Raw genomic sequence first — 26,111 nt, forward strand, 5'->3', positions numbered from 1 at the left:
ATGACCATTAACCATGCCCGCAGAAAACTGCTGATTTTCGGTATCGGACTGTCTCTGACCGCGCCACGGCTTTATGCCGCCCAAAAGGCGGCGCGCATCACGATGACGTCGGATGCCGGCCAGATCCACCTGGCATTACCGGCAGCCGATAAGCGTTGTCGCGTGTTTGTGCTCAGTGCGCCGGAGCGGGTGGTTATCGATATGCCGATGACGTCATTTCCGCCTGAACTGGAGCATGCGCTGACCGTGGTGCGGCAGAAATTTCCGTGGGTGGCAGAAGGGCGTCTTGCTCATTTCAGCCCGGACGTGGCGCGTATTGTGTTGCAGGTGAAGGGTAAACCGGTCATTACACGCAGCACAGAGAATGGCGTGCTGAAAGTGTCGATCACAGAACAGAGTGCCGCGCAGGATGTGCCGCAGGCGATCCCGGTGACCACCACCACACCGCGCGCAGAGAAACCGCTGCTGGTGATGATCGATCCCGGTCACGGCGGTAAGGATCCGGGGGCAATCGGCAATGAAGGCACTTACGAAAAGCATGTGGTGTTGCACATCGCCCAACGGCTGCAAACATTGCTGGATGAACAGCACGGTATTCACGCGGTACTGACGCGTCAGGATGACGTTTTTATCCCGCTGTATCACCGCGTCAGTCTGGCGCATCAGCACGAAGCGGATCTGTTTATCTCCATTCACGCCGACGGATTCACCAACGATGAGGTGTCAGGCGCATCGGTTTTTGCGCTGTCGGAGCACGGCGCAGGCAGCGCGATGGCGCGGTATTTATCGCAAAGTGAAAACAGTGTCGATGTGCTGTACGACAACGATTTTAAGACTGACGATCAATACCTTAAAGAAACGCTGTTTGATCTCGATCAGCACGAAACCATTCACCGAAGCATGGATTTTGGCAGTCATCTGGCGGCGAATATCATCAAAGTGCATCACATGCACAGCCCGCATCCGGAACAGGCCGGTTTCGCAGTTTTAAAATCGCCCCGCATTCCCTCGGTGCTGGTGGAGACGTCTTTCATCACCAATAAACAGGAAGAGAAATTGCTCGGCGAACCGGTCTTCCAGGAGAAAATGGCGCGTGCGCTGGCTGAGGGGATTAACAGTTACTTCATCAATGAAAAGAAAAATAATCTGCTGAGCTGAGGAGAATTAAGCGCGCTTGCGCAGGATCTGAAAAAGATCCGCATGATCCTGTTGACGCCGGACACAAATTTTTTTACATTTTGGTAACGCAATTATTTCAGCTGTCATTATACTGAAATTATAAAGCGATAGTTTTTAAGATGTACAAGACAAGTTTTCACAAGGTGTACGGCAGGTGCCGTTAATAACACTGCGGGGAGCGCGAATGGTAAAGTCCATGTTTGGGCTGGTGATAGAAAATAACAGGCTTCACTCATTCACTCGTTGTTGTCGCTTAAAAGCAAACGAGGGCAAGGCTTCCGACTCTCCAATATTCACGCAACCATTTTCAGTTTATTCCTACCGTTTTTTACAGATGTTTTCATCCACGCTACAGCAACCCTGTTCTTTAACTGACCTCTTAATTACTGCTAAAACTCATGCGAAAAGCATTGGCTATTATTCTGGCAATTTCATTGTTTGGGTCAGCGGTTTGTCATTATTGACAATGCCTCCTTGTGAACAGAAAGCAGCCAAAAGATTATTGCCTAATCGCTTTGGTCTATTTTCCTCTTCACGTTATTCATTGGCTCTACTTGGTCTAAAAGGAGACCAAAACCTCATTTGTTAGTGAAACATAACCGTGCGGGCATTATGCCTTAGCGTTAAGTGAATCAAACTGTAAGGTGCCACTATGGGAAGACAGAAAGCAGTGATCAAAGCTCGTCGTGAAGCAAAACGTGTTATTCGTAATGATTCACGCAGTCACCGCCAGCGCGAGGAAGAATCTGTGACGTCATTGGTACAGATGGGCGGTTTGGAATCGATCGGAATGGCTCGCGACAGTCGCGATACTTCCGTCATCGAAGCGCGTACTGAAGCTCAAGGTCATTACTTATCAGCCATAGAGAATAAGCAGTTAATTTTTGCCACCGGCGAAGCGGGCTGCGGCAAAACATTTATCAGTGCTGCGAAAGCGGCAGAGGCATTAATTCACAAAGAAATCGACAGAATTATTGTGACGCGTCCGGTATTACAGGCCGATGAAGATCTCGGTTTCTTACCCGGCGATATTTCGGAAAAGTTCGCGCCTTATTTTCGTCCGGTCTACGACATTTTATTACGTCGCCTGGGCTCATCATTCCTGCAATATTGCTTGCGACCGGAAATAGGCAAGGTCGAAATCGCGCCATTCGCTTATATGCGCGGGCGTACTTTTGAAAACGCGGTGGTTATTCTGGATGAAGCGCAGAATGTCACGGCCAGTCAGATGAAAATGTTCCTGACCCGTCTCGGTGAAAACGTGACGGTCATTGTTAACGGTGATATTACCCAGTGCGATTTACCACGCGGCGTAGTATCGGGGCTCAGCGATGCAATGTCCCGCTTCGAAGAAGACGAGATGATTGGCATCATTCAGTTTGGCAAAGAGGATTGCGTGCGTTCAGAACTGTGTAAACGTACTTTGCACGCCTACTCTTAATTCCCCTGTGTTAAGCTAAGATTGGTTACAAAGGCCGCTCCTCTGATGGGCGGCCTTTCTTTCTGTCAGTTCAGACACGCTTAGACATTCTCAGATAATCCACAAATAAAACAGTCTGATAAAACACTCTGACTGATAACCGTTTTCATCTAGACTAATCGCTTCGCCTTCAGCCTATTTCATAAGGATGCATGATGCTCCGCCGCTTTTTCTCTTATTACGCGCCCTATAAAAAACTGTTTTTCCTCGATTTCGGCTGCGCAATTTTAGCCGGACTGCTGGAACTCGGTTTTCCGATGGCGATCAAAACCTTCATCGATAAATTGTTGCCCGCCCACGACTGGGTGCTGATTATCGGGGCGACGGTCGGATTACTGCTCATCTACCTGTTTAATACCGCGCTGATGGCGATCGTTAACTACTGGGGACACGCGCTGGGTGTCGGTATTGAAACCGATATGCGCCGCCAGGCTTTCAGCCATTTACAGAAACTCTCGTTTCGTTATTACGACAATACGAAAACCGGTCACATCATTACCCACGTGACGAAAGATCTCGAAGAAGTGGGCGAGGTGGCGCACCACGGGCCGGAAGATGTCTTTATCGCAATCATGACGTTTATCGGTGCGTTCATTCTGATGGCGACGGTGCATGTGCAACTGGCGCTGATGACCATCATTATTGTGCCCGCCATGACCTGGATGGTGAGCCGTTACGGCGCGCAGATGACCGAAACCTGGCGCAGACTGTTTGGGCAGGTGGGGAATTTCAACGCCCGCATCGAAGAAAGCATCGGCGGCATTCGCGTCGTGAAAGCCTTTGCCAACGAAGAACATGAACAAAAACTGTTTGCCTCGGACAACGACAAATACCGCACCACCAAGCTAAAAGCCTATCAGATCATGACCGCCAGCCTGACTCTCAGCTATCTGAGCACGCGTCTGGTTCAGCTGATTGTGATGGTGGCCGGTACCTGGTACGTGATCAACAGTCAGCTGACGTATGGCGGATTTGTCGGCTTCCTGCTGCTGGTGGAGGTGTTTTTTCGCCCGGTGGCAAAAATCAGCTCGGTACTGGAAAGTTATCCGAAAGGTATCGCCGGTTTTAAACGCTTTACGCAACTTATTGATACCGCGCCGGATATTGTTGACCGCCCCGGTGCGCAGGTCGTCAGCCATCTGCGCGGGGATATTCATTACGATAATGTGGTGTTCGGTTATACCCCGGCCAGCAAAATTCTCAACGGCATCACGCTGTCGATTAATGCGGGTGAAACGCTGGCCTTTGTCGGACCCTCGGGCGCCGGGAAAACGACGCTATGTTCGCTGCTGCCGCGCTTTTACGATATCGACAGCGGCAGTATTACCATCGACGGCATTGATATTCGTGATATGACGCAAACCTCGCTGCGCCATAATATCGGCATTGTGCAGCAGGACGTGTTCCTGTTTGGCGGCACCATTCGCGAGAATATTGCTTACGGTAAACTCGGTGCCAGCGAAGAAGAAATCCGGCTGGCCGCCAGCCGTGCGCGCCTCGATGATGTGATCGACGGGTTGCCGCTGGGAATGGAAACGGTTATCGGCGAACGCGGCGTTAAGCTTTCCGGCGGGCAGAAACAGCGTCTATCGATCGCGCGTATTTTCCTGAAAAATCCGCCTATCCTGATCCTCGACGAAGCGACGTCGGCGCTGGATACGGCGACGGAGCAGGCGATCCAGCAGTCGCTGGCGGAATTATCAGAAGGGCGAACAACGCTGGTGATTGCTCACCGTCTGGCGACTATTCAGAATGCTGACCGCATTGTGGTGGTGGATAAAGAAGGCATTATGGAGCAGGGAACGCACGAATCGCTGCTGGCACTTCAGGGACGCTATGCGCAGCTTCATGCGGCGCAGTTTCGCTGATAAGCGGTGAAGAAAAATCCGGCATAAAGTTGCCGGATTTTTTTAGCAAACAGTCGGGATCTACAGCACTTTCTCCAGAAAACGGCGGGTACGTGCATGACGTGGCCGGTCGAGCACCTGTGCCGCGCTGCCGGTTTCTACTATCGCGCCATCCACCATAAATACCACCTGATCGGCAACCTGACGCGCAAAACCAATTTCATGCGTCACCACCACCAGCGTGACGCCCGACTGCGCCAGTTTCTTAATCACGTCCAGCACTTCGCCGACCAGTTCGGGATCCAGCGCTGACGTGGGTTCATCAAATAACATCACTTTTGGATTGAGCGCCAGTGCGCGGGCAATAGCGATACGCTGTTGCTGTCCGCCGGACAAATGCCGCGGCCATGCGTGGGCTTTTTCACGCAGGCCCACGGTGTCGAGCAGTTCACAGGCGCGGGCGATGGCCTGTTTGCGGCTCAGTAATCCGTGAACCACCGGCGCTTCGATAATATTATCCAGCACGGTCATGTGCGGGAACAGATTGAAATTCTGGAAGACATAGCCGACGTGAGTGCGCTGTTTCAGAATGGCGCGCTCTTTCAGTTCATACAGCGTGTCACCCTTGCGCCGGTAACCGATGTAATCGCCGTCAATCTGGATAAACCCTTCATCCACCCGTTCCAGATGATTAATGGTGCGCAGCAGCGTGGATTTTCCCGAACCCGAAGGGCCGAGGATCACCGTCACCGTGCCCGGTTCGATGCTCAGACTGACGTTATCCAGCGCCTTGTGCGCGCCGTAATATTTGCTCAGATTGCTGATATCGATGCGCCCGACGGTCGCGGTGTGCGGTTTATGCACAAACCGGGGTTCTGCGGGAGCATCTGCCGGGCGGTTAACGAATAAATCAAAGGCTTCGGACATAGGATTTTCCCTTTACTGAGGACGGGCGGTGCGCCACTGACGCAGACGCTGCAACGGAGTGGGCGCGACCTGACGCACGGTGCCGCGGGAGAAATATCGCTCAACGTAATACTGTAAAACCGACAGCACAGTGGTGATCAGCAGATACCAGATGGTCGCCACCATCAGCAGCGGGATCACCTGCTGCGTGCGGTTGTAAATCACCTGTACGGTATAAAACAGTTCCGGCATCGACAGTACGTAAACAATCGACGTGCCTTTCGCCAGGCTTATCACTTCATTAAAACCGGTCGGCAGTATCGAGCGCAGCGCCTGCGGCAAAATAATGCGGAAGGTGCGACGGTACGCCGGTAATCCCAGCGCAGCGGCGGCTTCGTGCTGCCCGTGCTCAACGCCTAAAATTCCGCCACGGATAATTTCTGCGGTATAGGCAGACTGCACCAGCGAAAGACCCAGAACGGCGACAGAAAACTGATCCAGCAAATCAACGGTTGGCGTGCTGAAAAAGGAGATATGCGTGAACGGAATGCCCAGCGACAGGTTGTCGTACAGATAGGAAAAGTTGTAGAGGATGATCAATACCAGCAACAGCGGCAAAGAGCGGAACAGCCAGATATAGCCCCAGGCCAGCGCATTCAGTAAGTAAGATTTCGACAGGCGGGCGAGCGCCAGAGCGGTACCGAAAATCACGCCAAACACGGTGCCCAGCAGGGTGAGTAACAGCGTTTTGCCCAGACCCGATAAAATCACCGGATCAAAAAACCATTGCCGGAACACGCCCCATTCCCAGCGGGAATTTGTTGCAATTGACTGAATGATCCCTAACAAAATAAACGCCGAAAAGATTGCACCGGCCAGCCGCCACGGATAACGCGCTGGCACCACTTTTAGCGGGGGATGATTCAAGGATGAAGGGGCATTTTCGCTCATAGTCTTTCTCTTTCTGTTTGCTGCTGATTACGACACCGGAACGTCGGCGGTCAGTTTTTTGGTAAACGGCAGACGCCCGTCATAAGGTGGTCGGGAATACACTTCCGGATCCAGCCGGGTATCAAACTGCGGCTGATATCCATGAGACAGATATAAACCGACCGCTTCCGGCTGGCGGAAACCGGTGGTGAGAAACACCTGCCGGTAACCGTAAGCGGCGGCTCGGCGTTCAAGCTCATGCAAAATTTTCTGTGCCAGCCCCTGACGGCGCAGTGACCGGTCAGTCCAGATGCGTTTCAGCTCGGCGGTTTGTGCGTCGTAGCGCTTATACGCGCCCATTGCGATGGGCGCTCCGTTTCTCAGCAGAACAATAAACGCACCGTCCGGGCGGGCAAATACGCTGTCATCCTCAGGTTCCTTACTGGCAAAGTAGTCGCCGTAACGTTCACGGTATTCGCCGAACAAGCCCTGAATTACCGGCGCAATCAGCGGGTCTTCCGCTACGGTCTGGATAAATACGTCTTCGCTCATCGTGGCGTCCTCTGATTAATCGCCCAGTCCCGGCGGATTGATTTCTGAATGATCGATTTTCTCGACACTCTCGCCCCAGCGGTCAAGCACTTTGATATAAGCACCGCTGGCAATGGCGCTGTTGAGCGAGGCCTGCACGGCATCCACCAGTCCGTTACCCTTTTTCAGCGTGACGGCAATATTGGCGGTTTTCGGCCAGCCGCCCGGTACAGTACCGACCAGTTTGGTTTTGCCGGTCAGCAGCGCTTTATACGCGCCGGTGACGTTCGGCCCGAAAGTGGCATCGGCACGGCCAGACTGAATAGCCAGCGTGGCGGCAGCGTCATCGGTGACATATTGCGGTTTCAGCGCCGGTAATCCTTTGGCCTGATTCTCTTTGTCCCAGGCCAGCAACACGGCTTCCTGATTGGTGCCGGAACCGACGATGATGCGTTTACCGGCGATATCTGGTGCAGAAGTAATGCAAGTGATTTTGCTGTCGCTTTTCACGTAAAAGCCCAGCGTATCCTGACGATAGGTCGCGAAATCAAACTTGGTTTTGCGGTCTTTGGTGACGGTAATGTTGTAGATGGCCGCGTCGTATTTCCCGGATGTCACACCCAGCGGCCAGTCTTCCCATGAGGCCGGAACCACTTTGAGTTTCAGGCCTAAACCGTCCGCCACCAGACGGGCGATGTCGGCCTCACTGCCAATCACGGTTTTGTTATCACGGGCGTACAACCCAAACGGCGGGGCGCTGCCAAGAACTGCCAGTGCCACGGTCAGGGTGCCCGGTTCGACAAACTTAAAGTTAGCCGGGATTTTTGCCACGGCTTCCGGACTTTTCGGCGTATTAACCGGCGTTTCATTGGCCACCAGATCAATACCCGGCGCGGCCCAGGCCAGTGTTGAAAGACTTAATAAAGCTGCGATGCCGGTACTTTTTATGGCGGTGAATTTTACGCTATGTTTCATCATTATTATTTTTACCCTGCAATATTATTGTGTGGTGACTTATTGTGTCGTGAAAACGGTGAGGTGACGCTTTCACTATTCCCGAGTGTTACAGGGATGTAAAACAACAAAATTAAATAATCAAAGAGATAAAGTGGAAATACAATGTCGTGAAAGGTTCCACGAAAAACGCCCGAAATATCCGGGCGTCAGGGCTATAAAATCAAACGATTTCGTTATTGCTTAATTAATTCATCCAGTGCCTTTTCAGCCAGTTGCTGGAAATATTCTGCCGCAGGATAAATAGCCGATTCGTCCGGATTAAATTGCGGATGGTGCAAACCAAAATCACTGGCGGAGCCGATACTGACAAACGCACCCGGCACGTGGTGCAGGTAAAACGCAAAATCTTCACCGCCCATTTGCGCCTGCGCAACTTCGGTTTTATAGCCAAATTCGTCCGCCGCTTGCAGGCTGAATTCGGCCCAGCGCGGCGTATTGACCACCGCCGGTGGCCCGCCAAACCAGTGTAATTCTGCTTTAGCGCCCAGCGCGTCCGCGACACCGCCGATCACTTTACGAATACGCTGCGGAATTTGTTCACGGATTTCACTGTTGTGGGTGCGCACCGTGCCTTCGAGTTCAACCGTTTGCGGCAAGACGTTCCAGGTATTGCCGCCTTCAATACGGGTGACGCTGACCACTGCCGCTTCCTGCGCGCTGACATTGCGGCTGACCACCGTCTGCAATGCGGTGACAATGTGGCTGGCGGTGACAATGCTGTCGATGCCTTCTTCCGGATGCGCGGCGTGCGCGCCTTTGCCGGTCACGGTTATCTGGAATCTGTCCACGTTGGCGTAAAACGCGCCGCCCTTGGTGGAGAAGGTGCCGACCGGTAATTCAGGCGCATTGTGCAGACCAAAAATAGCATCCACATTTTCCAGCGCACCGGCTTTAATCAGCTGTGACGCACCGCCAAACCGTTCTTCAGCAGGCTGGAAAAACAGCCTTACACGGCCCGGCAGCTGGTCTTCCCGCGCTTTGAGTAAATGTGCCGCGCCCAGTATCACCGAGGTATGGAAATCGTGGCCGCAGGCATGCATTACGCCGGGCTGCTGCGAACTGAACGGCACGCCGGACGTTTCTTCAATCGGCAGCGCGTCGATGTCACCGCGCAACGCAACGACCGGCCCCTTTTCCGGACCGATTTCCGCCACCACGCCGGTTTTGAGGCCGAGGGATAAAATGCGGATCCCGGCGGCATTCAGCCACTGAGTGATTTTTTGCGTGGTCACAAACTCCTGATTAGATAATTCAGGATGCTGATGTAATTCACGGCGCCAGGCGATGAGTTGTTCTTCTAAGCCCGACGTATTTTTTTGTGCGATGTTTTTTGTTTCTTCGGCAAGTGAAATGCTCATGGCGAAATAACCTTATTGTCTGAAAATGGTGGTGACAGGGATAGTGCAGGTCATTTCATGCTAGCCAGACCGGAGAGAATAGCTAAATACTCAGTCGCTATAATTTATAGTCGTTTTGCACAGACCATTTTTACCGACAACCGCATAGCAAAATACTGACTATAGAAACGTATTTTTATTATTTAGCTTTGGCCTTAATTCGTGGAACTCTTTTTATCACTATAGCTGCAGAGCGTGACAGATAAAAAGGAATGTCCGGTGAATTACCGACTGAGTTTATTAGACCAAAGCCCGATTAACGAAGGGCAGACTGCGGCGCAGGCCCTGGAAGCGACACTCAACTTTGCGCAAAAAGCCGAAGCGCTGGGATATCACCGCCTGTGGGTATCAGAACATCACGACACCGACAGGCTGGCTGGCAGCTCGCCGGAAGTGCTGATTGCCTGGCTGCTGGCACGGACATCCCGGCTGCGGATCGGCTCAGGCGGCGTGATGCTGCAACATTACAGCCCGTATAAAGTGGCGGAGAATTTCCATCTGCTGGCGTCGCTGGCGCCGGACCGCGTGGATATCGGCATCGGAAAAGCACCCGGTGGTTTGCCGCTTTCCACCAAAGCCCTGCGCGGTTATACCCAGGCGGATGCCGTTCCCGGATTTCCCGCACAGTTGCAGCAACTGACGCATTATCTCACGCATCTTGACGACCATCTGGCAGGCAATGAAGCGCGTGCGTTGCCGCGTCCGCCTGCCAGTCCCGAGCGATTTCTGCTGGGTGCCAGCCCGGAAAGTGCGCGGCTTGCGGCGTCGCTAGGCTGGAATTTCGTGTTCGCCGGTTTTATCAATACTTCGGAACAGGTGATGACCGAATCGGTGCTGGCCTATCACGAATACTCTGCCGGACAGGGGCAGGCGCTGGTCAGTCTGGCCGCTCTGGCAGGCGAAACCCGCGAGCAGGCACAGGCGCTGGTGGCTGAGCAACATAATTACCGCGTCACCGTGAGCGACCGGCACGTCACGGTTGGCACCCGTGAACAGGCGGAAGCCTTTGTGAAACAGGCGGGCGCGACGCACTACCAGATTGAGCAGCAGAAGCTCAGCGTTTTGCACGGTACGCCCGGCGATATCCATCAGCAGTTGCGCGATATTCAGCGCCGTCTTTGCGTGAATGAATTTGTGATCCATACCCCACTGACAGATGCCGCGGTGCGTCTGAAGTCCATCGAATTGCTGGCAGGCCAGCATTAAGGAGTTTTCATGAGCCATTCAAGCACTTCAAAGAGTATTAAGCTGGGTCTGATGCTGCACGGTGCGGGCGGACATATGAATTCGTGGCGACATGAAAAAGCGCCTGCCGATGCCAGCGTGAATTTTCCCTATTTCCGTGATTTGGCCTTGCGCGCCGAAGCTGCCGGATTTGATTTTCTGTTTGTCGCCGACGGTCTGCACATCAACGAAAAATCGCTGCCGCACTTTCTGAACCGTTTCGAACCGGTGGCGCTGCTGTCGGCGCTGGCGTCAGCCACGCACAGCATAGGCCTGGCAGGGACGATTTCGACGTCCTACAGCGACCCGTTTACCGTGGCGCGTCAGCTGGCGTCCATCGATAACATCAGCCAGGGGCGCGCGGGCTGGAACGTAGTGACCTCGCCGCTGGCCGGTTCTGCGAAAAATTTCGGCAAAGATCACCCTGAGCATGCGCTGCGTTATCAGATCGCGGAAGAATATATCAGCGTGGTGCAGGGGCTGTGGGATTCGTGGGAAGACGGCGCGTTTTTGCGTGACCGTGAGAGCGGCGTGTTTTTTGATGCCGCGAAGCTGCACAAACTGAATCATCAGGGGCAATTCTTCTCGGTGGAAGGGCCGCTGAATATCCAGCGTTCGCCGCAGGGACAGCCGGTGATTTTTCAGGCGGGGGCTTCTGACGCCGGTATCGCGCTGGCAGGTAAATCAGCCGATGCGGTGTTCACTAACGCCCGCACGCTGGAAGAAGCGCAGGAATACGCCGCGAAATTGCAGGCGCAGGTCACGAAAAATGGCCGTCATCCGGTGGGAATTTTCCCCGGCATCAGCCCGATAGTGGGCAAAACGGCAGAGGAAGCTGAGGCCAAATACCAGTATCTGCTTTCCCTGCTTTCGCTCGATGACGCGCTGGCGTATCTCGGACGCTTCTTCGACCATCATGATTTCAGCCAGTATCCGCCGGACGGCCCGTTCCCGGAACTGGGGGATTTAGGTCAGAATACTTTCCGTTCGACCACCGACAGCATTAAGAAACTGGCGCAGGAGCAAAACCTGACGCTGCGCGAAGTGGCGTATCAGACGACGCTGCCGCGCGGCGAATTCTTCGGCACGCCGGAGCAGGTGGCAGACCGCCTGATCCGCTGGGTGGAAGAGGGCGGCGCAAGCGGCTTTATCATCAGCGGGCCAGTGCTGACAGAAGCGCTCGATGACATCACCCGGCTGGTTCTGCCGGTGCTGGCGGCTCGCGGATACTGGCATCCTTCTGAAGCGCTAACCCTGCGCCAGCGGCTGGATATTCCGTTTAAAAACAACCGTTACAGTGCTCAGGAAACCCGCCGCGAGACAGTGAACGAAAAATAGTTACAACATACTAATCAGTACACAAGGCCCGCTGCGGTAACTCCGTGCGGGCCTTTTGCTTTGCAGGGAAAAATCGGGCAGTAAAGGCACACGCGCTTGCCTGTAAAAAAGATTCGGCGTAGGCTTTCTGTAATTAATAAACGACCGGTCTAAATGATGAATGCTGACCTGACGACTGCCCCTGCAACGCTGAACAAGCCGCGCCGCGGGCGTCCGCCGAGAACAGAGCGTGAGTTTGCGGATACGCGCGAGGCGCTGATCCGCTCCGGGCTGGAAGTGATCACCGAGATGGGGTATCTGTCAGCAGGTATCGAAACGGTGATTAAAAATATCGCCGTACCGAAAGGCTCGTTTTATCACTATTTTAAAAGTAAGCAGGATTTTGGCATGGCCGTGCTGGAGGCGTATGGCGCTTTCTTTGCTCACCGGCTGGATAAGTTTTTGCTGGACGTGACAATGTCACCTTTAAACCGCATCAACGCCTTTGTTCAACATGCCGGGCAGGGAATGGCAAAGTTTGGTTTCACCCGCGGCTGCCTGGTGGGGAACCTGCTACAGGAATCCCCGCTGCTTCCGGAAGATTTCCCCGCAAAACTGAAAGCTATACTGCGGGACTGGGAAACCCGGATTGCCGCCTGTCTGCGGGATGCGCAGCAAAGCGGCGAAATCAGCACAACAATACCCCCTGAACAGTTGTCGCAAATTTTCTGGTCTGGCTGGGAAGGCGCAGTAATGCGTGCAAAACTGTTCCGCTGCGCCCAACCGATGGATCAGTTCTGGACGTATTTTCGCGGCAGTCTTCACTCATAAATTCAACGTTTACATAAACAGAAAACAGCACCTGCAATCATTACGTCGGCAATCGCATGGCTGACGACAACACTAATTCAATCTCCTGAAATTTAAAGGGAAAAAAATGAAAGCATTGGTTCTCGAACAACAAGACAAAACAACTGTGGCCGAAGTGAAAGACATCGCACTGCCGGAAATGGCGGAAGGCGACGTGCTGGTGGATATCAGCTGGTCAGGTTTGAATTATAAAGATGCGCTGGCCATCACCGGCAAAGGCAAAATCATCCGCCAGTTCCCGATGGTGCCGGGCATAGATTTCACCGGTCATGTAAAACGCAGTAACGACCCGCGATATTCCACCGGACAAGCGGTGATCCTCACCGGCTGGGGCGTGGGTGAAAACCACTGGGGCGGACTGGCGCAGCAGGCCTGCGTCAAAGGTGACTGGCTGGTTGCACTGCCGGAAGCGATACCTGCGCGCAATGCCATGATCATCGGCACCGCCGGTTTCACGGCGATGCTCTGCGTGATGGCGCTGGAAGACGCGGGCGTCACGCCGCAAAGTGGCACCGTCTTAGTGACGGGCGCCAGCGGTGGCGTCGGCAGCACCGCCGTGGCGTTGCTGCATACTCTGGGTTACACCGTCGCTGCCGTCACCGGACGTGAATCGACCCATGATTACCTGCGTAAACTGGGCGCCAGCGAAATTCTCTCGCGCGATGATTTTTCCGAAACCCGTCCGCTGGAAAAACAACTGTGGGCCGGTGCCATCGACACCGTTGGCGACAAAGTTCTGGCTAAAGTGCTGGCACAAACCAATTACGGCGGCTGCGTGGCGGCCTGCGGCCTGGCGGGCGGCTTTGGTCTGCCGACGACCGTGATGCCGTTCATTCTGCGTAACGTGCGTTTGCAGGGCGTCGATTCGGTTTCTGTGCCCGCTGAACACCGTGCGGCGGTGTGGGAACGTCTGGCCAGTACGCTGCCGGAAAGCTTTTATCAGCAAGCCGCTACAGAAATCACGCTGGAGCAAGCGCCTGCTTATGCCGAAGACTTTCTGAATAATAAAATTCAGGGCAGAACGCTGGTGAAAATCGGCGGTTAATCCTGCATAGCCCCGGCGTTTTCACGATGCCGGGTTGTTTTCCTGCTCAATTTTCCCGCCTCTCTAAAGAATTTCTCCATCCCAGCCGATAAATACCCTGTCCCTCTGAGAAAAAAAGAGAACGGAATTCCTTATTTTCCGAACGACGCACAGCGCAAACACCGATAAAAACGAATAACGACAGGCATGGGGAAAGTATGGACAATTTTCAGAAAGAAATTGATGAGAGAACCAATCTCACATCATCAAACCGGTTTGAGCTTTTGCTGTTCCGTCTTGGAACTTCGCCGGAAGACGAACAATCTGAACTCTTTGGTATTAACGTCTTTAAATTGCGCGAAATCGTGCCGATGCCGGCACTGACTAAAGCCGCAGGCATGTCATCGCCGATGATGGGTATGGCTAACATTCGCGGTGAAATTATTCCGGTGATTGATTTGCCCGCCGTGGTCGGTTGTGTGCCGAAAACCGGGCTGAACATTTTACTTGTCACGGAATACGCCCGCAGCACGCAGGCGTTTGCCGTGGAATCGGTGGACGACATTGTGCGCCTCGAATGGAGCCAGGTGCTGGCCGCCGAATCCGGCGTCAAGAGCCGCAACATCACCAGTATTGCCCGTCTGGATAACGATAAATCCAGCAACCGGCTGGCGCTGGTGCTGGACGTCGAGCAGATCCTGCATGACATCATTCCTAACAGCAACATCGATATGGACAAGAAGAAAACCAGCGCGTTCAAACTGAAACCGGGCACGGTAGCAATTGTCGCGGAAGACTCGAAAGTCGCGCGTCAGATGCTGGAAAAAGGCCTGAATATGATGGAAATCCCGGCGCAGATGCACGTGACCGGTCTTGAGGCCTGGAACAAAATCCGCAAACTGGCTGAAGAGTGCAAAGCAGAAGGGCTGCCAATCGCCGATAAAATTTCATTTGTTCTCACCGATCTGGAAATGCCGGAAATGGACGGCTTCACGCTGACGCTGAATATCAAACGCGATGAATTCCTGAAAAATATCCCGGTGATTATCCATTCCTCGTTATCCGGCAGCGCCAACGAAGATCACGTGCGCAAAGTCGGTGCCGACGGATACGTTGCCAAATTTGAAATTAACGAACTGGAAGCCGCCATTCATAAAGCGCTGGACGCGAAGAAAATTGCGCACGTTTGATTGATGTTGTGATAAACAATAAAGCCCGCCTGTCCAGCGGGCTTTATTGTTTATAGATTAATGTGCGTCGCCGCTTAATTCATTACGGGCGCGGGCTTTCAGTACATGCGTAGAAATCGCAGACTGGAAGACTTTAAACATCAGACCATTAATAAAAGTGGTCAGGGTGAGAGTCAGGAATGCGGACACCAGCCAGTCAGCAATAATGTAATTGCTGTTAATAATCAGCGGGTGATAAATCACCATGCCGGCAAAAACTACCCAATGGCTAAAACAATAAAAACATTTAAACAAGTGGCCGAGCGTACTGTTTTTCTTTTCAATCCAGTTACGCATGGGCTCAAATAAATCTGCCTGCGTAATACTCATGGAAATACTGCTGGCGGCAAGGGCAATGATCAGGCAATTCCACAATGCGGAAAGCCCGTGTGCGATGTTTATATCCATACTGACCTCAGTTTTAAGTGTGTGGCGGGTTATTTAAGAATTCTGTACCGATATCCTCGAGAGTTTGTTGTTTGAACTGACCGATGATCAGCTCATACGCCTGAGTGAAAGCGCCATTCATGGTTCGGTTTACCCCTTGTTCGATCAGGCATTCTGGCGCGTGATTACGGTTACCGATAGCAAACAGGGAAGGGGAGCCCAGCGCCAGATAGACGTCATACAAGGTGATGGTATTCAGCGCGCGCGCCAGCTTCCAGCCACCATTATGGCCCTTTTCGGACGTAACAATATCGTGCTTGCGCAGTCCGGCCAGCATCTTACGCACCACGACAGGATTCGTGTCGAGGAAAGCCGCCAGCTGTTCCGAAGTCAGCGGCACGCCAGCATCAGCCATATGCAGAAGGATGTGCAGCGTTGAAGAAAGTGAGTTGTTTGTTTTCATGTAACTTACAATGATACATGAAAGGAAAGGTGTCAAGTGATGGTGATCGAGCAGGTGGCTATGCGGTGTTAATGTCGGCTTTGTGCCAGAAGCAGACGTTGATTGCACAATTCATACCGAACGCCGCAGGACAATACCTGCCCGTCTGAAGATAATCACTGGGTATGGCTACTGTCGTGAGAAGGGATTATTCAGAAAACAACACTATTTTCATTCCTATTTTCAAAATATTGTAAACTCCTGTCGGAGAATTATACTACGAGGCTTATTTTTAAAAAATTCGTATTTAAGGTAATCAACATGGCTCTTGAACCAGAAATTGCAAACCTTGTTAACGACTTTATCGCAACAGGCCGACCATCATCCCGTCGTCAGACATTTGAAGAGCGTCGTGCTGGCTATGTCGCAAGCACCGCGCTTGCCGGTGATATCGAGAAACGTGTAAATATTAAAGATGTGACTATTGACAACATTCCGTTGCGTATTGTCACACCTTTAAATAAAGATAAAATGTTACCTACGATTATTTATTATCATGGCGGTTGTTTTGTGAGTGGTGGTTTTTCAACTCATGATAATCAACTGCGACAACTTTCTTTTCTAAGTGGTTGCCGTGTCATTGCGGTGCAGTATCGTTTAGCTCCAGAACATGCTTATCCTGCTGCACATGATGATGCTGAAAACGCCGCTAACATTATCTGGCGGCACTCAGAGCTGCTGGGTGTTGATCGCAACTATATAACGTTTGTTGGTGACAGCGCAGGAGGTCATCTCGCCCTGATATCAGCGCTTAGAGTGAGAAATACCGGGCAGTGGTTACCCCGGCAGTTGATACTTATCTACCCGATGCTGGACGCAACGGCATCCTCTAATAGTTACAAAATAAACGGTAGCGATTATGTGCTGACGAGCGACACGCTACTCAGCGGTTTTGAAGCCTATTTTCCTAACACTGACTTTACCCATCCTGAAGCCAGCCCTTTATTCCGTAACGACTTCGCAGGATTGCCGCCAGTACATATCATCACAGCGGAATATGACCCATTGCGTGATGAAGGTGAAAATCTGTTTAGTCGCATGATTGATCAAGGGGTAACGTGCACCGCACAGCGCTATTTGGGCGTGATTCACGGTTTCTTTCAACTTGGAGGCATAAGCCAGACGGCGCGTAATCTTATGCGGGACATCTGCACACGAATTTGTTCAGTTGATAAGCTTTGATAGTCTTTATTAACCAAAAAACATTAATTCGCCTCTACTATTCAATGAGAAAACAGTAATTGAAAGGCGGATGTGTGACATAACGTCCGCTTTTCGCTCATAGCGGACCATTCACACTCGCATGTCAGCTCCGTGCTAGGAGCTGACGTTGGTAAGTGAAGAGAGAAATTCCGATATACCCTTATTTCTTAAGTCTGGCTGCTGCTTTTAAAGTAGCCTGCCGCCTCATTTCAATAAATGGTGCAGCCTGTTCCTGTGCTTTTTTTAGCTGTTCTTCAGATGCTGTGCGGGGTGAGCCACAGGTAAAGGGAGGGGCTGGGTCGTATTCCATATGCAGCTGAATATTCTGAGCGATGTCACTTCCGAACATTTCTGACACGACGTTGAGAGCAAAATCTATACCTGACGTCACACCTGCGCCAGTTATACGATTGCGGTCACGCACTACTCGCTCACTCACTGCCTCTGCACCTAACAAAGCGAGCTGATCCAGAGAAGCCCAGTGCGTAGTTGCTTTGTATCCCTTCAGAAGTCCTGCTGCTCCCAAAACAAGCGAACCAGTGCATACCGAAGTCACGAGTTTTGCTTGTTTACTTTGAGTCCGGATAAACGAAAGGACTTCTTCGTCCTCCATCAGGTTTATCTGCCCTGGACCACCCGGGACACAAATTACATCCAGTTCGGGACATGCGTTGAATGTGGTTGTTGGCTGTATAGCCATACCTCGATCAGAAACCACGAGGTCCAAGTTTTTCCAGATGAGATGAACCTTTGTGTTTGGCGCTCTTACGAAAACTTCATAAGGGCCGGTAAGATCAAGCTGAGTGAGAGCTGGAAACAGGATCAGCCCGATTGATGTGCATGCAGAATCAATCATAAAAGCCCTTTTAACTTAAAAGGATATAATGTCTTTTCCTTCGACAAAGGCAACCTCTTGTTGAACGAATAGATGTGCGCCTAATGAAGACCATGCTTAATCCAGCTGTATTTCAGTAGCATTAAGAATTTTATTACCAGTCCGAACCAAGATGACTAATGGTGAAACGACCGCTCTTCGCTCATAGCTGACATCAGAACCATAGAAAACAAAAAGCCCGCCTAAGTTTCCCTAGGCGGGCTTCTCTAAATTTGGCTCCTCTGACTGGACTCGAACCAGTGACATACGGATTAACAGTCCGCCGTTCTACCGACTGAACTACAGAGGAATCGTGTGAACGGGGCGCATGATAACGGGGGATGAAGTTGCGAGCAACGGTTTTTTTACTTCTGTGATTCGATGGGAGACTTTTTGTTCAGGTTGTTAAAAAATAAGCAAAAATCACTCATGTCCATCAAATAAACTGAACCGCTTTGTTAAACAACTGATATTTATTCTCATCCTGAGTCGCGTAAAGTAAACCTATCATTGCGCCAGACTTCATAAGACCGGCTGGCACATCGCTTTGCGTACTTTGAGGATAAATTACGATGAAAAAAATTGGGTTTTTATCATTTGGTCACTGGACGCCATCGCCTCAGTCTGCCACTCGCTCAGCGGCGGATGCTTTGCTGCAATCTATCGATCTGGCTGTCGCGGCGGAAGAGTTGGGTGCGGACGGCGCATATTTCCGCGTCCATCATTTTGCCCGTCAGCTGGGTTCGCCTTTTCCACTGCTGGCGGCTGTCGGCGCGAAGACCCGCAAGATTGAGATCGGCACCGGGGTTATCGATATGCGGTACGAAAATCCGCTGTATATGGCAGAAAGCGCCAGTGCGGCGGATCTGATTTCCGGTGGTCGTTTGCAGCTGGGTATCAGCCGCGGTTCGCCTGAGCAGGTGATCGACGGCTGGCGCTATTTCGGCTATCAGCCGGCAGAAGGGGAAACAGAAGCGGATATGGCGCGGCGTCACACCGAAGTGCTGCTGGATACGCTGCGTGGCGAAGGTTTTGCGAAACCGAATCCGCAGCCGATGTTTCCGAATCCGCCGGGGCTGCTGCGTCTTGAACCGCATTCTGAAGGTTTACGTGAGCGTATCTGGTGGGGCGCGGGATCGAACGCCACCGCTGTCTGGGCCGCGAAACTGGGGATGAATCTGCAAAGTTCGACGCTGAAAGATGATGAAACCGGTGAGCCGTTCCATATTCAGCAGGCCAAACAAATCCGCGCCTATCGCCAGGCCTGGGCCGAGGCAGGGCACTCGCGTACGCCACGGGTCTCCGTCAGCCGCAGTATTTTTGCCCTGATGGATGACCGTGACCGCGCCTACTTTGGCGGCAGCAGTAACGACGGCGATAAGGTGGGTTTCCTCGATGAGAAAACGCGGGCAATTTTCGGGCGCAGCTATGCGGCTTCTCCGGAGTTTTTGATCGAACAGCTTAAAAAGGATGAAGCGATTACCGAAGCCGATACGTTATTGCTCACCGTGCCGAACCAGCTCGGCGTGGATTACAACGTGCATGTGATTGAATCGATACTTAAACACGTCGCACCAGCAATGGGCTGGCGTGAATAATCCCTGAAGAAAGTTTTAAGAAAAAAAAGCCCGTTTGAGGAAACTCAGGCGGGCTTTTTTCATTTTGCGACTCTGACAGAGAAGCCTCTGTGATTAAGTGGCTATTCTATAATCAGAGTTAAAAATATTTTGGTGATAAAACCCGCAAAAATAGCGCATAAGTCCTAAGGCAAAGTCTATCAAATACATAGGGTGATTCAGATGTGAGTCGTTCAAAACCGCGTATAGAGTAGCTAACAGACTACATAACAGGAGTGTGAGCATGAGCAGTTCTATTGATGAAGAAGCAAAAGACGCAAAACCAATTGTTGAAGCAGACAGAGAAGCCGGTGACGGTAAATGTCCATTCCATGAAGGAAACAGCAATAAAGCCTCTGGCGGCGGGACAAATAACCGTGACTGGTGGCCAAACCAGCTGCGGGTTGACCTGCTGAACCAGCACTCAAATCGCTCAAACCCGTTGGGCGAAACTTTCGATTACCGCAAAGAATTCGCCAAATTAGATTACTCCGCACTAAAAGCCGACCTCAAAGGGGTGCTCACTGCTTCGCAGCCCTGGTGGCCGGCAGACTGGGGCAGCTACATCGGTCTGTTCATTCGTCTGGCGTGGCACAGCGCCGGGACGTATCGCTCCGTTGACGGACGCGGGGGTTCAGGCCGCGGTCAGCAGCGTTTCGCACCATTAAATTCCTGGCCGGACAACGTCAGTCTGGATAAAGCACGCCGTCTGCTGTGGCCGGTGAAGCAAAAATACGGTCAGAAAATCTCCTGGGCCGATTTGTATATTCTGGCGGGTAACGTGGCGCTGGAAAACTCCGGTTTCCGCACCTTTGGTTTTGGTGCCGGGCGTGAAGATGTCTGGGAGCCGGATCAGGATATTAACTGGGGCGACGAAACCACCTGGCTGGAACACCGTCATCCTGAAGAACTGGCGAAATCACCGCTGGGCGCAACGGAAATGGGGCTGATTTACGTCAACCCGGAAGGCCCGAATCACAGTGGCGATCCGGCTTCTGCGGCTCCGGCCATCCGTGCCACGTTCGGCAATATGGGCATGAACGATGAAGAGATCGTCGCGTTAATCGCCGGTGGTCACACGCTGGGTAAAACGCACGGTGCAGGCGATGCCAGCAACGTGGGCGTTGACCCTGAAACCGCCCCGATTGAATCGCAGGGGCTGGGCTGGAAAAGCAGCCACGGATCCGGTGTCGGCGCGGATGCCATCACCTCCGGTCTGGAAGTGATCTGGTCACAGACCCCGACGCAGTGGAGCAATTACTTCTTCGAAAACCTGTTCAAATATGAGTGGGTGCAGACCCGCAGTCCGGCGGGTGCGATCCAGTTCGAAGCCGCCGATGCGCCGGATATTATTCCTGATCCGTTCGATACGTCGAAAAAACGCAAACCGACCATGCTGGTGACTGACCTGACGCTGCGTTTTGACCCGGAATTCGAGAAAATTTCCCGTCGTTTCCATGGCGATCCGCAGGCTTTCAACGAGGCCTTTGCCCGCGCATGGTACAAACTCACCCACCGCGATATGGGGCCGAAAGCCCGTTATATCGGGCCGGAAGTGCCTAAAGAAGATTTAATCTGGCAGGATCCGTTGCCAGTTCCGGTGTATCACCCGACGGGGGCGGATATCGCGCAGCTGAAAGAAAAAATTGCCGCTTCCGGTCTGAGCGTCAGTGATTTGGTTTCGGTGGCGTGGGCATCGGCGTCTACTTTCCGTGGCGGTGATAAGCGCGGAGGCGCGAACGGTGCGCGTCTGGCGCTGCGTCCGCAACGAGACTGGGACGTGAATGCCACTGCAGCCCGCGCGCTGCCTGCTCTGGAGTCTGTGCAGCAGTCATTGCAGAAAGTATCTCTCGCGGATGTGATCGTGCTGGCTGGTGTGGTGGGTGTTGAAAAGGCAGCGAAAGCGGCTGGCGTCGATATCGATGTGCCATTCACGCCGGGCCGTGTGGATGCGCGTCAGGATCAGACCGATATTGAGTCGTTTGAATTGCTGAAACCGAAAGCGGATGGTTTCCGTAACTACCGTGGCGATACGGCGAATACCGCGACGGAAAATCTGCTGATCGACAAAGCTCAGCAACTGACCCTGACCGTGCCGGAATTAACGGTGCTGGTCGGCGGATTACGTGCGCTGGGTGCTAACTACGACGGCAGCAATCTGGGCGTGTTCTCGGAGAAAACCGGTGAGCTGAACACCGATTTCTTCTCGAATCTGCTCGATATGCGCACCGAATGGAAAGCCACAGACGGTTCCGGTGAGTGTTTTGAAGGCCGTGACCGTGTCAGCGGAGAAGTCCGGTTCGCTGCCACGCGTGCCGATCTGGTGTTTGGTTCGAATGCCATATTACGTGCCAACGCCGAGGTTTATGCCAGCAGTGACGCCAAAGAGAAGTTCGTGAAAGACTTTGTCGCCGCCTGGACCAAAGTGATGGATCTGGACAGATTCGAGCTTTGAATTAACGGATAGTTTGACAGCGCAAAGCCCGCTTAAATCTTTTTAAGCGGGCTTTTTCGTTCAGTCAGCTAATAACAGGGGATTGTCATTTAATACCAGCGCGTCTCGCACTTCCCAGCCCCTGAGCTTGCCGGGATTAAGTAACCCGTTGGGATCAAGACATTTTTTAACAGAAACGACGTCAGGTTTAATTTCACCCTGTTTGCCATCTTCAATCTGATAAACATGCGGGTTATTTATTTTTACGTCATTACCACGGAAGGTCATCATTATTTCGTTCAATCTTTCCTCGCTGGAATAACGGACTAATTGTAAGCCGCTGGCGGTGATGTTTCCGTCATAGTCACGCAGGAATTCAATATGTGAAATAACCTCGTCGCCGAATGTTTCAGCCATATCGATAATCTGCTGGCGATAATTCGTATGATTAAACGCCGTTTGCAAATAGGTCAGTGAGCTGTCAATTTTCAGGGCGTGCAGCGTGGTGTGGTTCCAGCAATATTCCATCAGAGACGCATTGGCTTCGCGTGCTTCACCGGCAGACTGGCGTACCGCGCTGCGCCCGCGAAATTGTTCCAGCAGATGGGCGCAAAATCCTTCGCTTTCCTGCGCAATCACGCTGATGACTGCGTGCTGGCTGGCCTGATAATGCCCGTTCAGATGGCTGAACCAGGACGGGATCGGCGCAGCGAAAAGTGCCAGCTGGCGTTTTACCAGCCCCGGCGAGCGGGCAAAGGCGTTGGCGTAATCCAGCGCGTCGGTGAAATCGTCGAAAACGTCCAGCCGCTCAATCCACTGATGAACCGGTGCCAGCGCCAGTTCGACCTCAAGCACAATACCGTTGCTGCCGTAAGCATGATGCAGCAACAGTGCCTGCGGCGCGGGAACGTGCAGAATGCGCGGTACGGCTTCCATGGTCATGACTTTGACGCTGAGTACATTACCCGGCGCGCCGAGCGGACCGTAGTTGATCGAACCGATGCCGCCAAAGCCGCCGCCGTACAGGCCACCCAGGCTGGCGAGCCGGTAAGTTGACGGCATGCAGCGCAGTTCCCAGCCCGCCGGACGGGTGATGGCTTCAAGGTCGGCCAGACGGATCCCCGCCTGTGCGCGCACCACGCCGTCAGCCATTTCACAGACCTGATTAAAGCCGGTCATGTCCACCAGAATTCCGCCTTCCAGCGGCACCAGTTGGCCATAGTTACCGGTCGCGCCACCGCGCAAAATCAGCGGTAACTGATGCGTAACGCAGGCTTTCACCAGCAAACTCAGCTCGTTTTCACTGCGCGGTCGGACGACGGCATCGGCCTGTTTGTCTTCGAGTTGGCGCTTCAGTACCGGACTGAACCAGTGGAAATCACGTGAAAGGCGTTTGACTTTGGTTGCCTGCAAAGTCCAGTCGAGATCTGGGAGCGCCTGCAGTATCAGGGCAAGCGCGTGTTGACGTTGTTCACTGTCCATATTTTTCTGCCTGAATTGAATGAAGTTAATGAGATTGCACGGCTTCGCTTTCGTGCCAGGCACTCAGGGCGCGTCGCGAAATCCACGACATCACGCCAAATAAGGCGATGCCGGTGAGTGAAATGAGCAGCAGGGCAGCAAACATCAGCGGGATGTCCAACTGATAGCCCGCCTGCAATATCTGGTAGGCCAGACCGGTATTATTGCCGCCGGTACCGGCCACAAATTCGGCAACCACCGCGCCAATCAGCGACAGGCCGCTGGAAATACGCAGCGCACCAAAAAAATAAGGCAGGGCGGAAGGAATGCGTAAGCGGATCAGAATTTGCAAACGGCTGGCGCGGTTGAGCTGGAAATAGCTCAGCAGTCCCGGCGATACGCTGCGCAGTCCCTGCGTGGTGTTGGAAATAATCGGGAATACCGCCATCAGTGTCGAACACACCACCAGCGACAGCGTGGTGTCTTTGACCCAGATGATGATCAGCGGTGCGATGGCGACAATCGGCGTCACCTGCAAAAACACGATGTACGGGAACAACGCGGTTTCAACAAAGCGGTTCTGTACCAGCACGAAAGCCACGGCTGAGCCGATGACAATCGAGAGTAAAAACGAAATCAGGGTGATTTTCAGCGTGAACAGCAGCGACATCATCAGCGAACCGAGATTGGTCCACAGGCTGTTGAGCATGACGACCGGGGAGGGCACCAGAAACTGGGGGATTTTGAAATAGCTCACCCAACCCTGCCACAGCAAAATCACTACGACGGCCACGACTGCCGGATAAAGCACTTTGCGAAAGGTCGGATTATTGATCCACGGAGAAGATTTTTGAGTTTGCATAGCGTTACTCCATACCCGATTGGCTGGCTTGCAGCAGGCTGTCCTGCAACTGTTTCGCATAACGTGAAAACGCCGGACTGACGCGGAAATCTTCGCTGCGCGGGAAAGGCTCGGTGATGGCGATATCTTCCACCACGCGTCCAGGACGGGCAGCCATCATGATTACCCGCTGAGAGAGAAATACCGCTTCGTGAATCGAGTGCGTGACAAATACCACCGTCAGACCCTGTTCACGCCACAGGCGCAGCAGGTCGCTGTCGAGTTTGTTACGGGTGATTTCGTCGAGCGCGCCAAAGGGTTCGTCCATCAGCAGCAGTTTCGGTCGTGTCACCAGCCCGCGGGCAATCGACACGCGCATCTGCATGCCGCCCGACAGCTCGCGCGGCAGGACGTGGGCAAATTTCCCCAGCCCGACCAGTTCCAGCGCTTCACTGACGCGGGTATTGGCTTCGGCTCGCGGTACGCCCGCCAGATCCAGGGGTAAACGCACGTTGTTTTGCACATTGCTCCACGGCATCAGCGTGGCTTCCTGGAACACGAAAGACAGCGGCACCTGCGTTTTTTCACGGCTGTCACGACGCCACAGCACCAGCTTGCCGTCACTGGGTTCTGTCAGCCCGGCGACCATTTTTAACAGGGTACTTTTGCCACAGCCCGAAGGGCCAAGCAGCGTCACAAATTCTCCCTGATTGATGGTCAGATTGACCGGCAAAAGTGCGCGCGTTCCGTTGCTGTAAATTTTCTCGGCCGACAGCACTTCGATGGCGGGCACCGGCGGAGGATTAGCTGAGCGGATATCGCTCATCACGGTCAGTTTTGGGGCTGAATTCATGGCATAACCTTCGCGTCTTTGACCATGTCGAGGGTGTAAGTCTGCTCAAACGGCACTTTGCCGGCGTCGATCAGCTTGTTCTTGACCAGCATGTCCCAGGTCTTTTTCAGACGCGGTTCAGTGATGATGCCGATACCAGCGGTTTGCGCGTCGCCGCCGGTGACCAGCTGATACTTTTTCATCTGCGCGATGCCGAAAGCAATCTGATCAGCGCCCATGCGCGGGTTGTCTTTGGTGATAAGCGCGTTGCCCGCCGTCGGATCCTGCAAGTATTCCTTCCAGCCCTGCATCGATGCTTTCACAAACGCAGCGACTGCCGCCGGGCGTTTTTTAACGGTGTCGGCCATGCAGATAATCGAGTTACCGTACGGCGGATAACCCCAGTCGCTGAGCATGTAGACGTAGAACGGTTTGCCGCCTTTTTCGACCGAGAAGGGCTCGGAAGTCACATAGCCTTGCTGCACCAGATTATTGTCCGCGAGGAAAGGCTGCACGCTGAAGGTATACGGTCGGATTTTGGCGCTGTCCAGCCCCAGTTCACTCTTCGCCCACGGCCAGAAAGAGGTGTAGGCCTCGGTGGCCAGCAGGAAGGTTTTGTCTTTCAGTTCCTGCCCTTTTTCCACTTTGTCATGACTGATAAACACTGTCGGTGAATGCTGGAATACCGTCGCCACCGTCATCGCATGCACGCCAGCCTGCCAGGTTTCCAGCGCCTGACCGTTGTCGCCAAGCGTACAGTCAGCCTGTCCCGCAGCCATCAGTTGCATCACGTTAACCTGCGGGCCGCCCATCTTGATGCTGACGTCCAGACCGGCAGTTTTATACAATCCTTTGGCCTGAGCGTCGTAAAAACCACCGTGCTCCGCCTGCGCGTACCAGTTGGTCAGGAAGGTGAATTTTTCTTCCGCCAGCGTCGTGGTGGAAACCCCGGCCAGCAGCAGCGCCAGCAGGGTCAGAGTCGGTTTACGCCGTATTTTCATCGAATGAAT

Annotated in this window: 24 protein-coding genes, 1 tRNA gene and 1 pseudogene; 13 read left to right on the forward strand and 13 right to left on the reverse strand. The window is 53.0% G+C overall.

What is annotated here, in order from left to right:
- Positions 1 to 102: 102 nt before the first annotated feature.
- The 5 genes and pseudogenes from D6C13_RS26115 to D6C13_RS01515 all read left to right on the forward strand — a co-directional run.
- Positions 103 to 333 (forward strand): annotated as a pseudogene (locus D6C13_RS26115) (AMIN domain-containing protein); the annotation flags it as partial.
- On the forward strand, positions 328 to 1,158 hold the full coding sequence (locus D6C13_RS01500) for an N-acetylmuramoyl-L-alanine amidase (protein ID WP_244212618.1): 831 nt from the start codon (positions 328 to 330) through the stop codon (positions 1,156 to 1,158). The pseudogene D6C13_RS26115 and the gene D6C13_RS01500, both read left to right, overlap by 6 nt.
- A 205-nt stretch (positions 1,159 to 1,363) precedes the next feature.
- On the forward strand, positions 1,364 to 1,768 hold the full coding sequence (locus tag D6C13_RS01505; RefSeq protein WP_120131085.1) for a hypothetical protein: 405 nt from the start codon (positions 1,364 to 1,366) through the stop codon (positions 1,766 to 1,768).
- A 63-nt stretch (positions 1,769 to 1,831) separates the two neighbouring features.
- Entirely contained in the window at positions 1,832 to 2,620 is a 789-nt protein-coding gene (gene phoH, locus D6C13_RS01510) for a phosphate starvation-inducible protein PhoH (RefSeq protein ID WP_120131086.1), read from the forward strand.
- A gap of 194 nt (positions 2,621 to 2,814) precedes the next feature.
- Complete coding sequence (locus D6C13_RS01515; RefSeq protein ID WP_120131087.1) at positions 2,815 to 4,527, forward strand: ABC transporter ATP-binding protein; 1,713 nt, start codon at positions 2,815 to 2,817, stop codon at positions 4,525 to 4,527.
- A 60-nt stretch (positions 4,528 to 4,587) separates the two neighbouring features.
- On the opposite strand, the gene D6C13_RS25770 is transcribed toward D6C13_RS01515, so the two are convergent.
- From D6C13_RS25770 to D6C13_RS01540, 5 genes are all read right to left on the reverse strand, one after another.
- Positions 4,588 to 5,433 carry an amino acid ABC transporter ATP-binding protein gene (locus D6C13_RS25770; RefSeq protein WP_244212610.1) on the reverse strand — a complete coding sequence of 282 codons (846 nt, stop codon included), beginning with the start codon at positions 5,431 to 5,433 and terminating at the stop codon, positions 4,588 to 4,590.
- A 12-nt stretch (positions 5,434 to 5,445) separates the two neighbouring features.
- Positions 5,446 to 6,363: an amino acid ABC transporter permease gene (locus D6C13_RS25775; RefSeq protein ID WP_120131088.1), complete on the reverse strand. Its 918-nt coding sequence runs from the start codon at positions 6,361 to 6,363 to the stop codon at positions 5,446 to 5,448.
- A gap of 27 nt (positions 6,364 to 6,390) precedes the next feature.
- The gene (locus D6C13_RS01530; RefSeq protein WP_120131089.1) at positions 6,391 to 6,894 is read right to left on the reverse strand and encodes a GNAT family N-acetyltransferase; all 504 of its coding nucleotides are present in this window, start codon (positions 6,892 to 6,894) and stop codon (positions 6,391 to 6,393) included.
- Positions 6,895 to 6,909: 15 nt separating this feature from the next.
- Positions 6,910 to 7,848, reverse strand: coding sequence for an ABC transporter substrate-binding protein (locus tag D6C13_RS01535; RefSeq protein ID WP_208642845.1), 939 nt, complete (start codon positions 7,846 to 7,848; stop codon positions 6,910 to 6,912).
- A 215-nt stretch (positions 7,849 to 8,063) separates the two neighbouring features.
- The gene (locus tag D6C13_RS01540; protein ID WP_120131091.1) at positions 8,064 to 9,248 is read right to left on the reverse strand and encodes a M20 peptidase aminoacylase family protein; all 1,185 of its coding nucleotides are present in this window, start codon (positions 9,246 to 9,248) and stop codon (positions 8,064 to 8,066) included.
- 258 nt (positions 9,249 to 9,506) lie between these two features.
- On the opposite strand from D6C13_RS01540, the gene D6C13_RS01545 reads away from it, so the two are divergent.
- The 5 genes from D6C13_RS01545 (at position 9,507) to D6C13_RS01565 (ending at position 14,912) form a co-directional block, all read left to right on the forward strand.
- A complete protein-coding gene (locus tag D6C13_RS01545; RefSeq protein ID WP_120131092.1) occupies positions 9,507 to 10,493 on the forward strand; it encodes an MsnO8 family LLM class oxidoreductase in 987 nt (328 codons plus the stop codon).
- Positions 10,494 to 10,502: 9 nt separating this feature from the next.
- Positions 10,503 to 11,849 carry an LLM class flavin-dependent oxidoreductase gene (locus D6C13_RS01550; RefSeq protein ID WP_120131093.1) on the forward strand — a complete coding sequence of 449 codons (1,347 nt, stop codon included), beginning with the start codon at positions 10,503 to 10,505 and terminating at the stop codon, positions 11,847 to 11,849.
- Positions 11,850 to 12,002: 153 nt separating this feature from the next.
- Entirely contained in the window at positions 12,003 to 12,659 is a 657-nt protein-coding gene (gene acuR, locus D6C13_RS01555; protein WP_120131094.1) for an acrylate utilization transcriptional regulator AcuR, read from the forward strand.
- A 106-nt stretch (positions 12,660 to 12,765) separates the two neighbouring features.
- Positions 12,766 to 13,743: an acrylyl-CoA reductase (NADPH) gene (gene acuI, locus D6C13_RS01560; protein ID WP_120131095.1), complete on the forward strand. Its 978-nt coding sequence runs from the start codon at positions 12,766 to 12,768 to the stop codon at positions 13,741 to 13,743.
- A gap of 197 nt (positions 13,744 to 13,940) precedes the next feature.
- Complete coding sequence (locus tag D6C13_RS01565) at positions 13,941 to 14,912, forward strand: chemotaxis protein (RefSeq protein WP_120131096.1); 972 nt, start codon at positions 13,941 to 13,943, stop codon at positions 14,910 to 14,912.
- A gap of 57 nt (positions 14,913 to 14,969) precedes the next feature.
- Here the strand turns inward: D6C13_RS01565 and D6C13_RS01570 are convergent, their stop codons facing one another.
- Positions 14,970 to 15,359 carry a DUF1360 domain-containing protein gene (locus D6C13_RS01570; RefSeq protein WP_120131097.1) on the reverse strand — a complete coding sequence of 130 codons (390 nt, stop codon included), beginning with the start codon at positions 15,357 to 15,359 and terminating at the stop codon, positions 14,970 to 14,972.
- 13 nt (positions 15,360 to 15,372) lie between these two features.
- Positions 15,373 to 15,801, reverse strand: a complete 429-nt coding sequence (locus D6C13_RS01575) for an Rrf2 family transcriptional regulator (RefSeq protein WP_120131098.1) — start codon at positions 15,799 to 15,801, stop codon at positions 15,373 to 15,375.
- Positions 15,802 to 16,101: 300 nt separating this feature from the next.
- On the opposite strand from D6C13_RS01575, the gene D6C13_RS01580 reads away from it, so the two are divergent.
- The gene (locus tag D6C13_RS01580; RefSeq protein ID WP_120131099.1) at positions 16,102 to 17,022 is read left to right on the forward strand and encodes an alpha/beta hydrolase; all 921 of its coding nucleotides are present in this window, start codon (positions 16,102 to 16,104) and stop codon (positions 17,020 to 17,022) included.
- 181 nt (positions 17,023 to 17,203) lie between these two features.
- On the opposite strand, the gene D6C13_RS01585 is transcribed toward D6C13_RS01580, so the two are convergent.
- A complete protein-coding gene (locus D6C13_RS01585; RefSeq protein ID WP_120131100.1) occupies positions 17,204 to 17,899 on the reverse strand; it encodes a DJ-1/PfpI family protein in 696 nt (231 codons plus the stop codon).
- A 252-nt stretch (positions 17,900 to 18,151) separates the two neighbouring features.
- Positions 18,152 to 18,227, reverse strand: a tRNA-Asn gene (locus D6C13_RS01590).
- Positions 18,228 to 18,489: 262 nt separating this feature from the next.
- On the opposite strand from D6C13_RS01590, the gene D6C13_RS01595 reads away from it, so the two are divergent.
- Together D6C13_RS01595 and katG are read left to right on the forward strand one after the other, a co-directional pair.
- Positions 18,490 to 19,515: an LLM class flavin-dependent oxidoreductase gene (locus tag D6C13_RS01595; RefSeq protein ID WP_120131101.1), complete on the forward strand. Its 1,026-nt coding sequence runs from the start codon at positions 18,490 to 18,492 to the stop codon at positions 19,513 to 19,515.
- A 262-nt stretch (positions 19,516 to 19,777) separates the two neighbouring features.
- Positions 19,778 to 21,988: a catalase/peroxidase HPI gene (katG, locus tag D6C13_RS01600; RefSeq protein WP_244212611.1), complete on the forward strand. Its 2,211-nt coding sequence runs from the start codon at positions 19,778 to 19,780 to the stop codon at positions 21,986 to 21,988.
- Positions 21,989 to 22,048: 60 nt separating this feature from the next.
- Here the strand turns inward: katG and D6C13_RS01605 are convergent, their stop codons facing one another.
- Genes D6C13_RS01605 through D6C13_RS01620 form a run of 4 tightly spaced genes read right to left on the reverse strand, consistent with a single transcriptional unit; the run spans position 22,049 to position 26,102 of the window.
- Positions 22,049 to 23,449, reverse strand: coding sequence for an FAD-binding oxidoreductase (locus D6C13_RS01605; RefSeq protein ID WP_120131102.1), 1,401 nt, complete (start codon positions 23,447 to 23,449; stop codon positions 22,049 to 22,051).
- A 25-nt stretch (positions 23,450 to 23,474) separates the two neighbouring features.
- On the reverse strand, positions 23,475 to 24,290 hold the full coding sequence (locus D6C13_RS01610) for an ABC transporter permease (RefSeq protein WP_120131103.1): 816 nt from the start codon (positions 24,288 to 24,290) through the stop codon (positions 23,475 to 23,477).
- 4 nt (positions 24,291 to 24,294) lie between these two features.
- Positions 24,295 to 25,122 (reverse strand): ABC transporter ATP-binding protein, encoded by an 828-nt coding sequence (locus tag D6C13_RS01615; protein WP_120131104.1) that lies wholly within the window; start codon positions 25,120 to 25,122, stop codon positions 24,295 to 24,297.
- Positions 25,119 to 26,102 (reverse strand): ABC transporter substrate-binding protein, encoded by a 984-nt coding sequence (locus D6C13_RS01620; protein ID WP_120131105.1) that lies wholly within the window; start codon positions 26,100 to 26,102, stop codon positions 25,119 to 25,121. Before D6C13_RS01620 ends, D6C13_RS01615 begins: the two co-directional genes overlap by 4 nt.
- Between the last annotated feature and the right edge of the window lie 9 nt (positions 26,103 to 26,111).

The organism is Rahnella woolbedingensis, from assembly GCF_003602095.1.
Lineage (GTDB): Bacteria > Pseudomonadota > Gammaproteobacteria > Enterobacterales > Enterobacteriaceae > Rahnella > Rahnella woolbedingensis.

Bases quoted from the DNA above. Each gene is read 5' to 3' on its own strand.
- D6C13_RS01595 (WP_120131101.1), top strand. From the start codon at position 18,490: ATGAAAAAAATTGGGTTTTTATCATTTGGTCACTGGACGCCATCGCCT.
- D6C13_RS01535 (WP_208642845.1), bottom strand. From the start codon at position 7,848: ATGAAACATAGCGTAAAATTCACCGCCATAAAAAGTACCGGCATCGCA.
- D6C13_RS01620 (WP_120131105.1), bottom strand. From the start codon at position 26,102: ATGAAAATACGGCGTAAACCGACTCTGACCCTGCTGGCGCTGCTGCTG.
- D6C13_RS01575 (WP_120131098.1), bottom strand. From the start codon at position 15,801: ATGAAAACAAACAACTCACTTTCTTCAACGCTGCACATCCTTCTGCAT.
- D6C13_RS01540 (WP_120131091.1), bottom strand. From the start codon at position 9,248: ATGAGCATTTCACTTGCCGAAGAAACAAAAAACATCGCACAAAAAAAT.
- D6C13_RS01505 (WP_120131085.1), top strand. From the start codon at position 1,364: ATGGTAAAGTCCATGTTTGGGCTGGTGATAGAAAATAACAGGCTTCAC.
- D6C13_RS01585 (WP_120131100.1), bottom strand. From the start codon at position 17,899: ATGATTGATTCTGCATGCACATCAATCGGGCTGATCCTGTTTCCAGCT.
- phoH (WP_120131086.1), top strand. From the start codon at position 1,832: ATGGGAAGACAGAAAGCAGTGATCAAAGCTCGTCGTGAAGCAAAACGT.
- D6C13_RS01550 (WP_120131093.1), top strand. From the start codon at position 10,503: ATGAGCCATTCAAGCACTTCAAAGAGTATTAAGCTGGGTCTGATGCTG.
- D6C13_RS01580 (WP_120131099.1), top strand. From the start codon at position 16,102: ATGGCTCTTGAACCAGAAATTGCAAACCTTGTTAACGACTTTATCGCA.
- D6C13_RS01605 (WP_120131102.1), bottom strand. From the start codon at position 23,449: ATGGACAGTGAACAACGTCAACACGCGCTTGCCCTGATACTGCAGGCG.
- D6C13_RS01615 (WP_120131104.1), bottom strand. From the start codon at position 25,122: ATGAATTCAGCCCCAAAACTGACCGTGATGAGCGATATCCGCTCAGCT.
- acuI (WP_120131095.1), top strand. From the start codon at position 12,766: ATGAAAGCATTGGTTCTCGAACAACAAGACAAAACAACTGTGGCCGAA.
- D6C13_RS01515 (WP_120131087.1), top strand. From the start codon at position 2,815: ATGCTCCGCCGCTTTTTCTCTTATTACGCGCCCTATAAAAAACTGTTT.
- D6C13_RS01570 (WP_120131097.1), bottom strand. From the start codon at position 15,359: ATGGATATAAACATCGCACACGGGCTTTCCGCATTGTGGAATTGCCTG.
- D6C13_RS01530 (WP_120131089.1), bottom strand. From the start codon at position 6,894: ATGAGCGAAGACGTATTTATCCAGACCGTAGCGGAAGACCCGCTGATT.
- D6C13_RS25775 (WP_120131088.1), bottom strand. From the start codon at position 6,363: ATGAGCGAAAATGCCCCTTCATCCTTGAATCATCCCCCGCTAAAAGTG.
- D6C13_RS25770 (WP_244212610.1), bottom strand. From the start codon at position 5,433: ATGTCCGAAGCCTTTGATTTATTCGTTAACCGCCCGGCAGATGCTCCC.
- katG (WP_244212611.1), top strand. From the start codon at position 19,778: ATGAGCAGTTCTATTGATGAAGAAGCAAAAGACGCAAAACCAATTGTT.
- acuR (WP_120131094.1), top strand. From the start codon at position 12,003: ATGATGAATGCTGACCTGACGACTGCCCCTGCAACGCTGAACAAGCCG.
- D6C13_RS01610 (WP_120131103.1), bottom strand. From the start codon at position 24,290: ATGCAAACTCAAAAATCTTCTCCGTGGATCAATAATCCGACCTTTCGC.
- D6C13_RS01565 (WP_120131096.1), top strand. From the start codon at position 13,941: ATGGACAATTTTCAGAAAGAAATTGATGAGAGAACCAATCTCACATCA.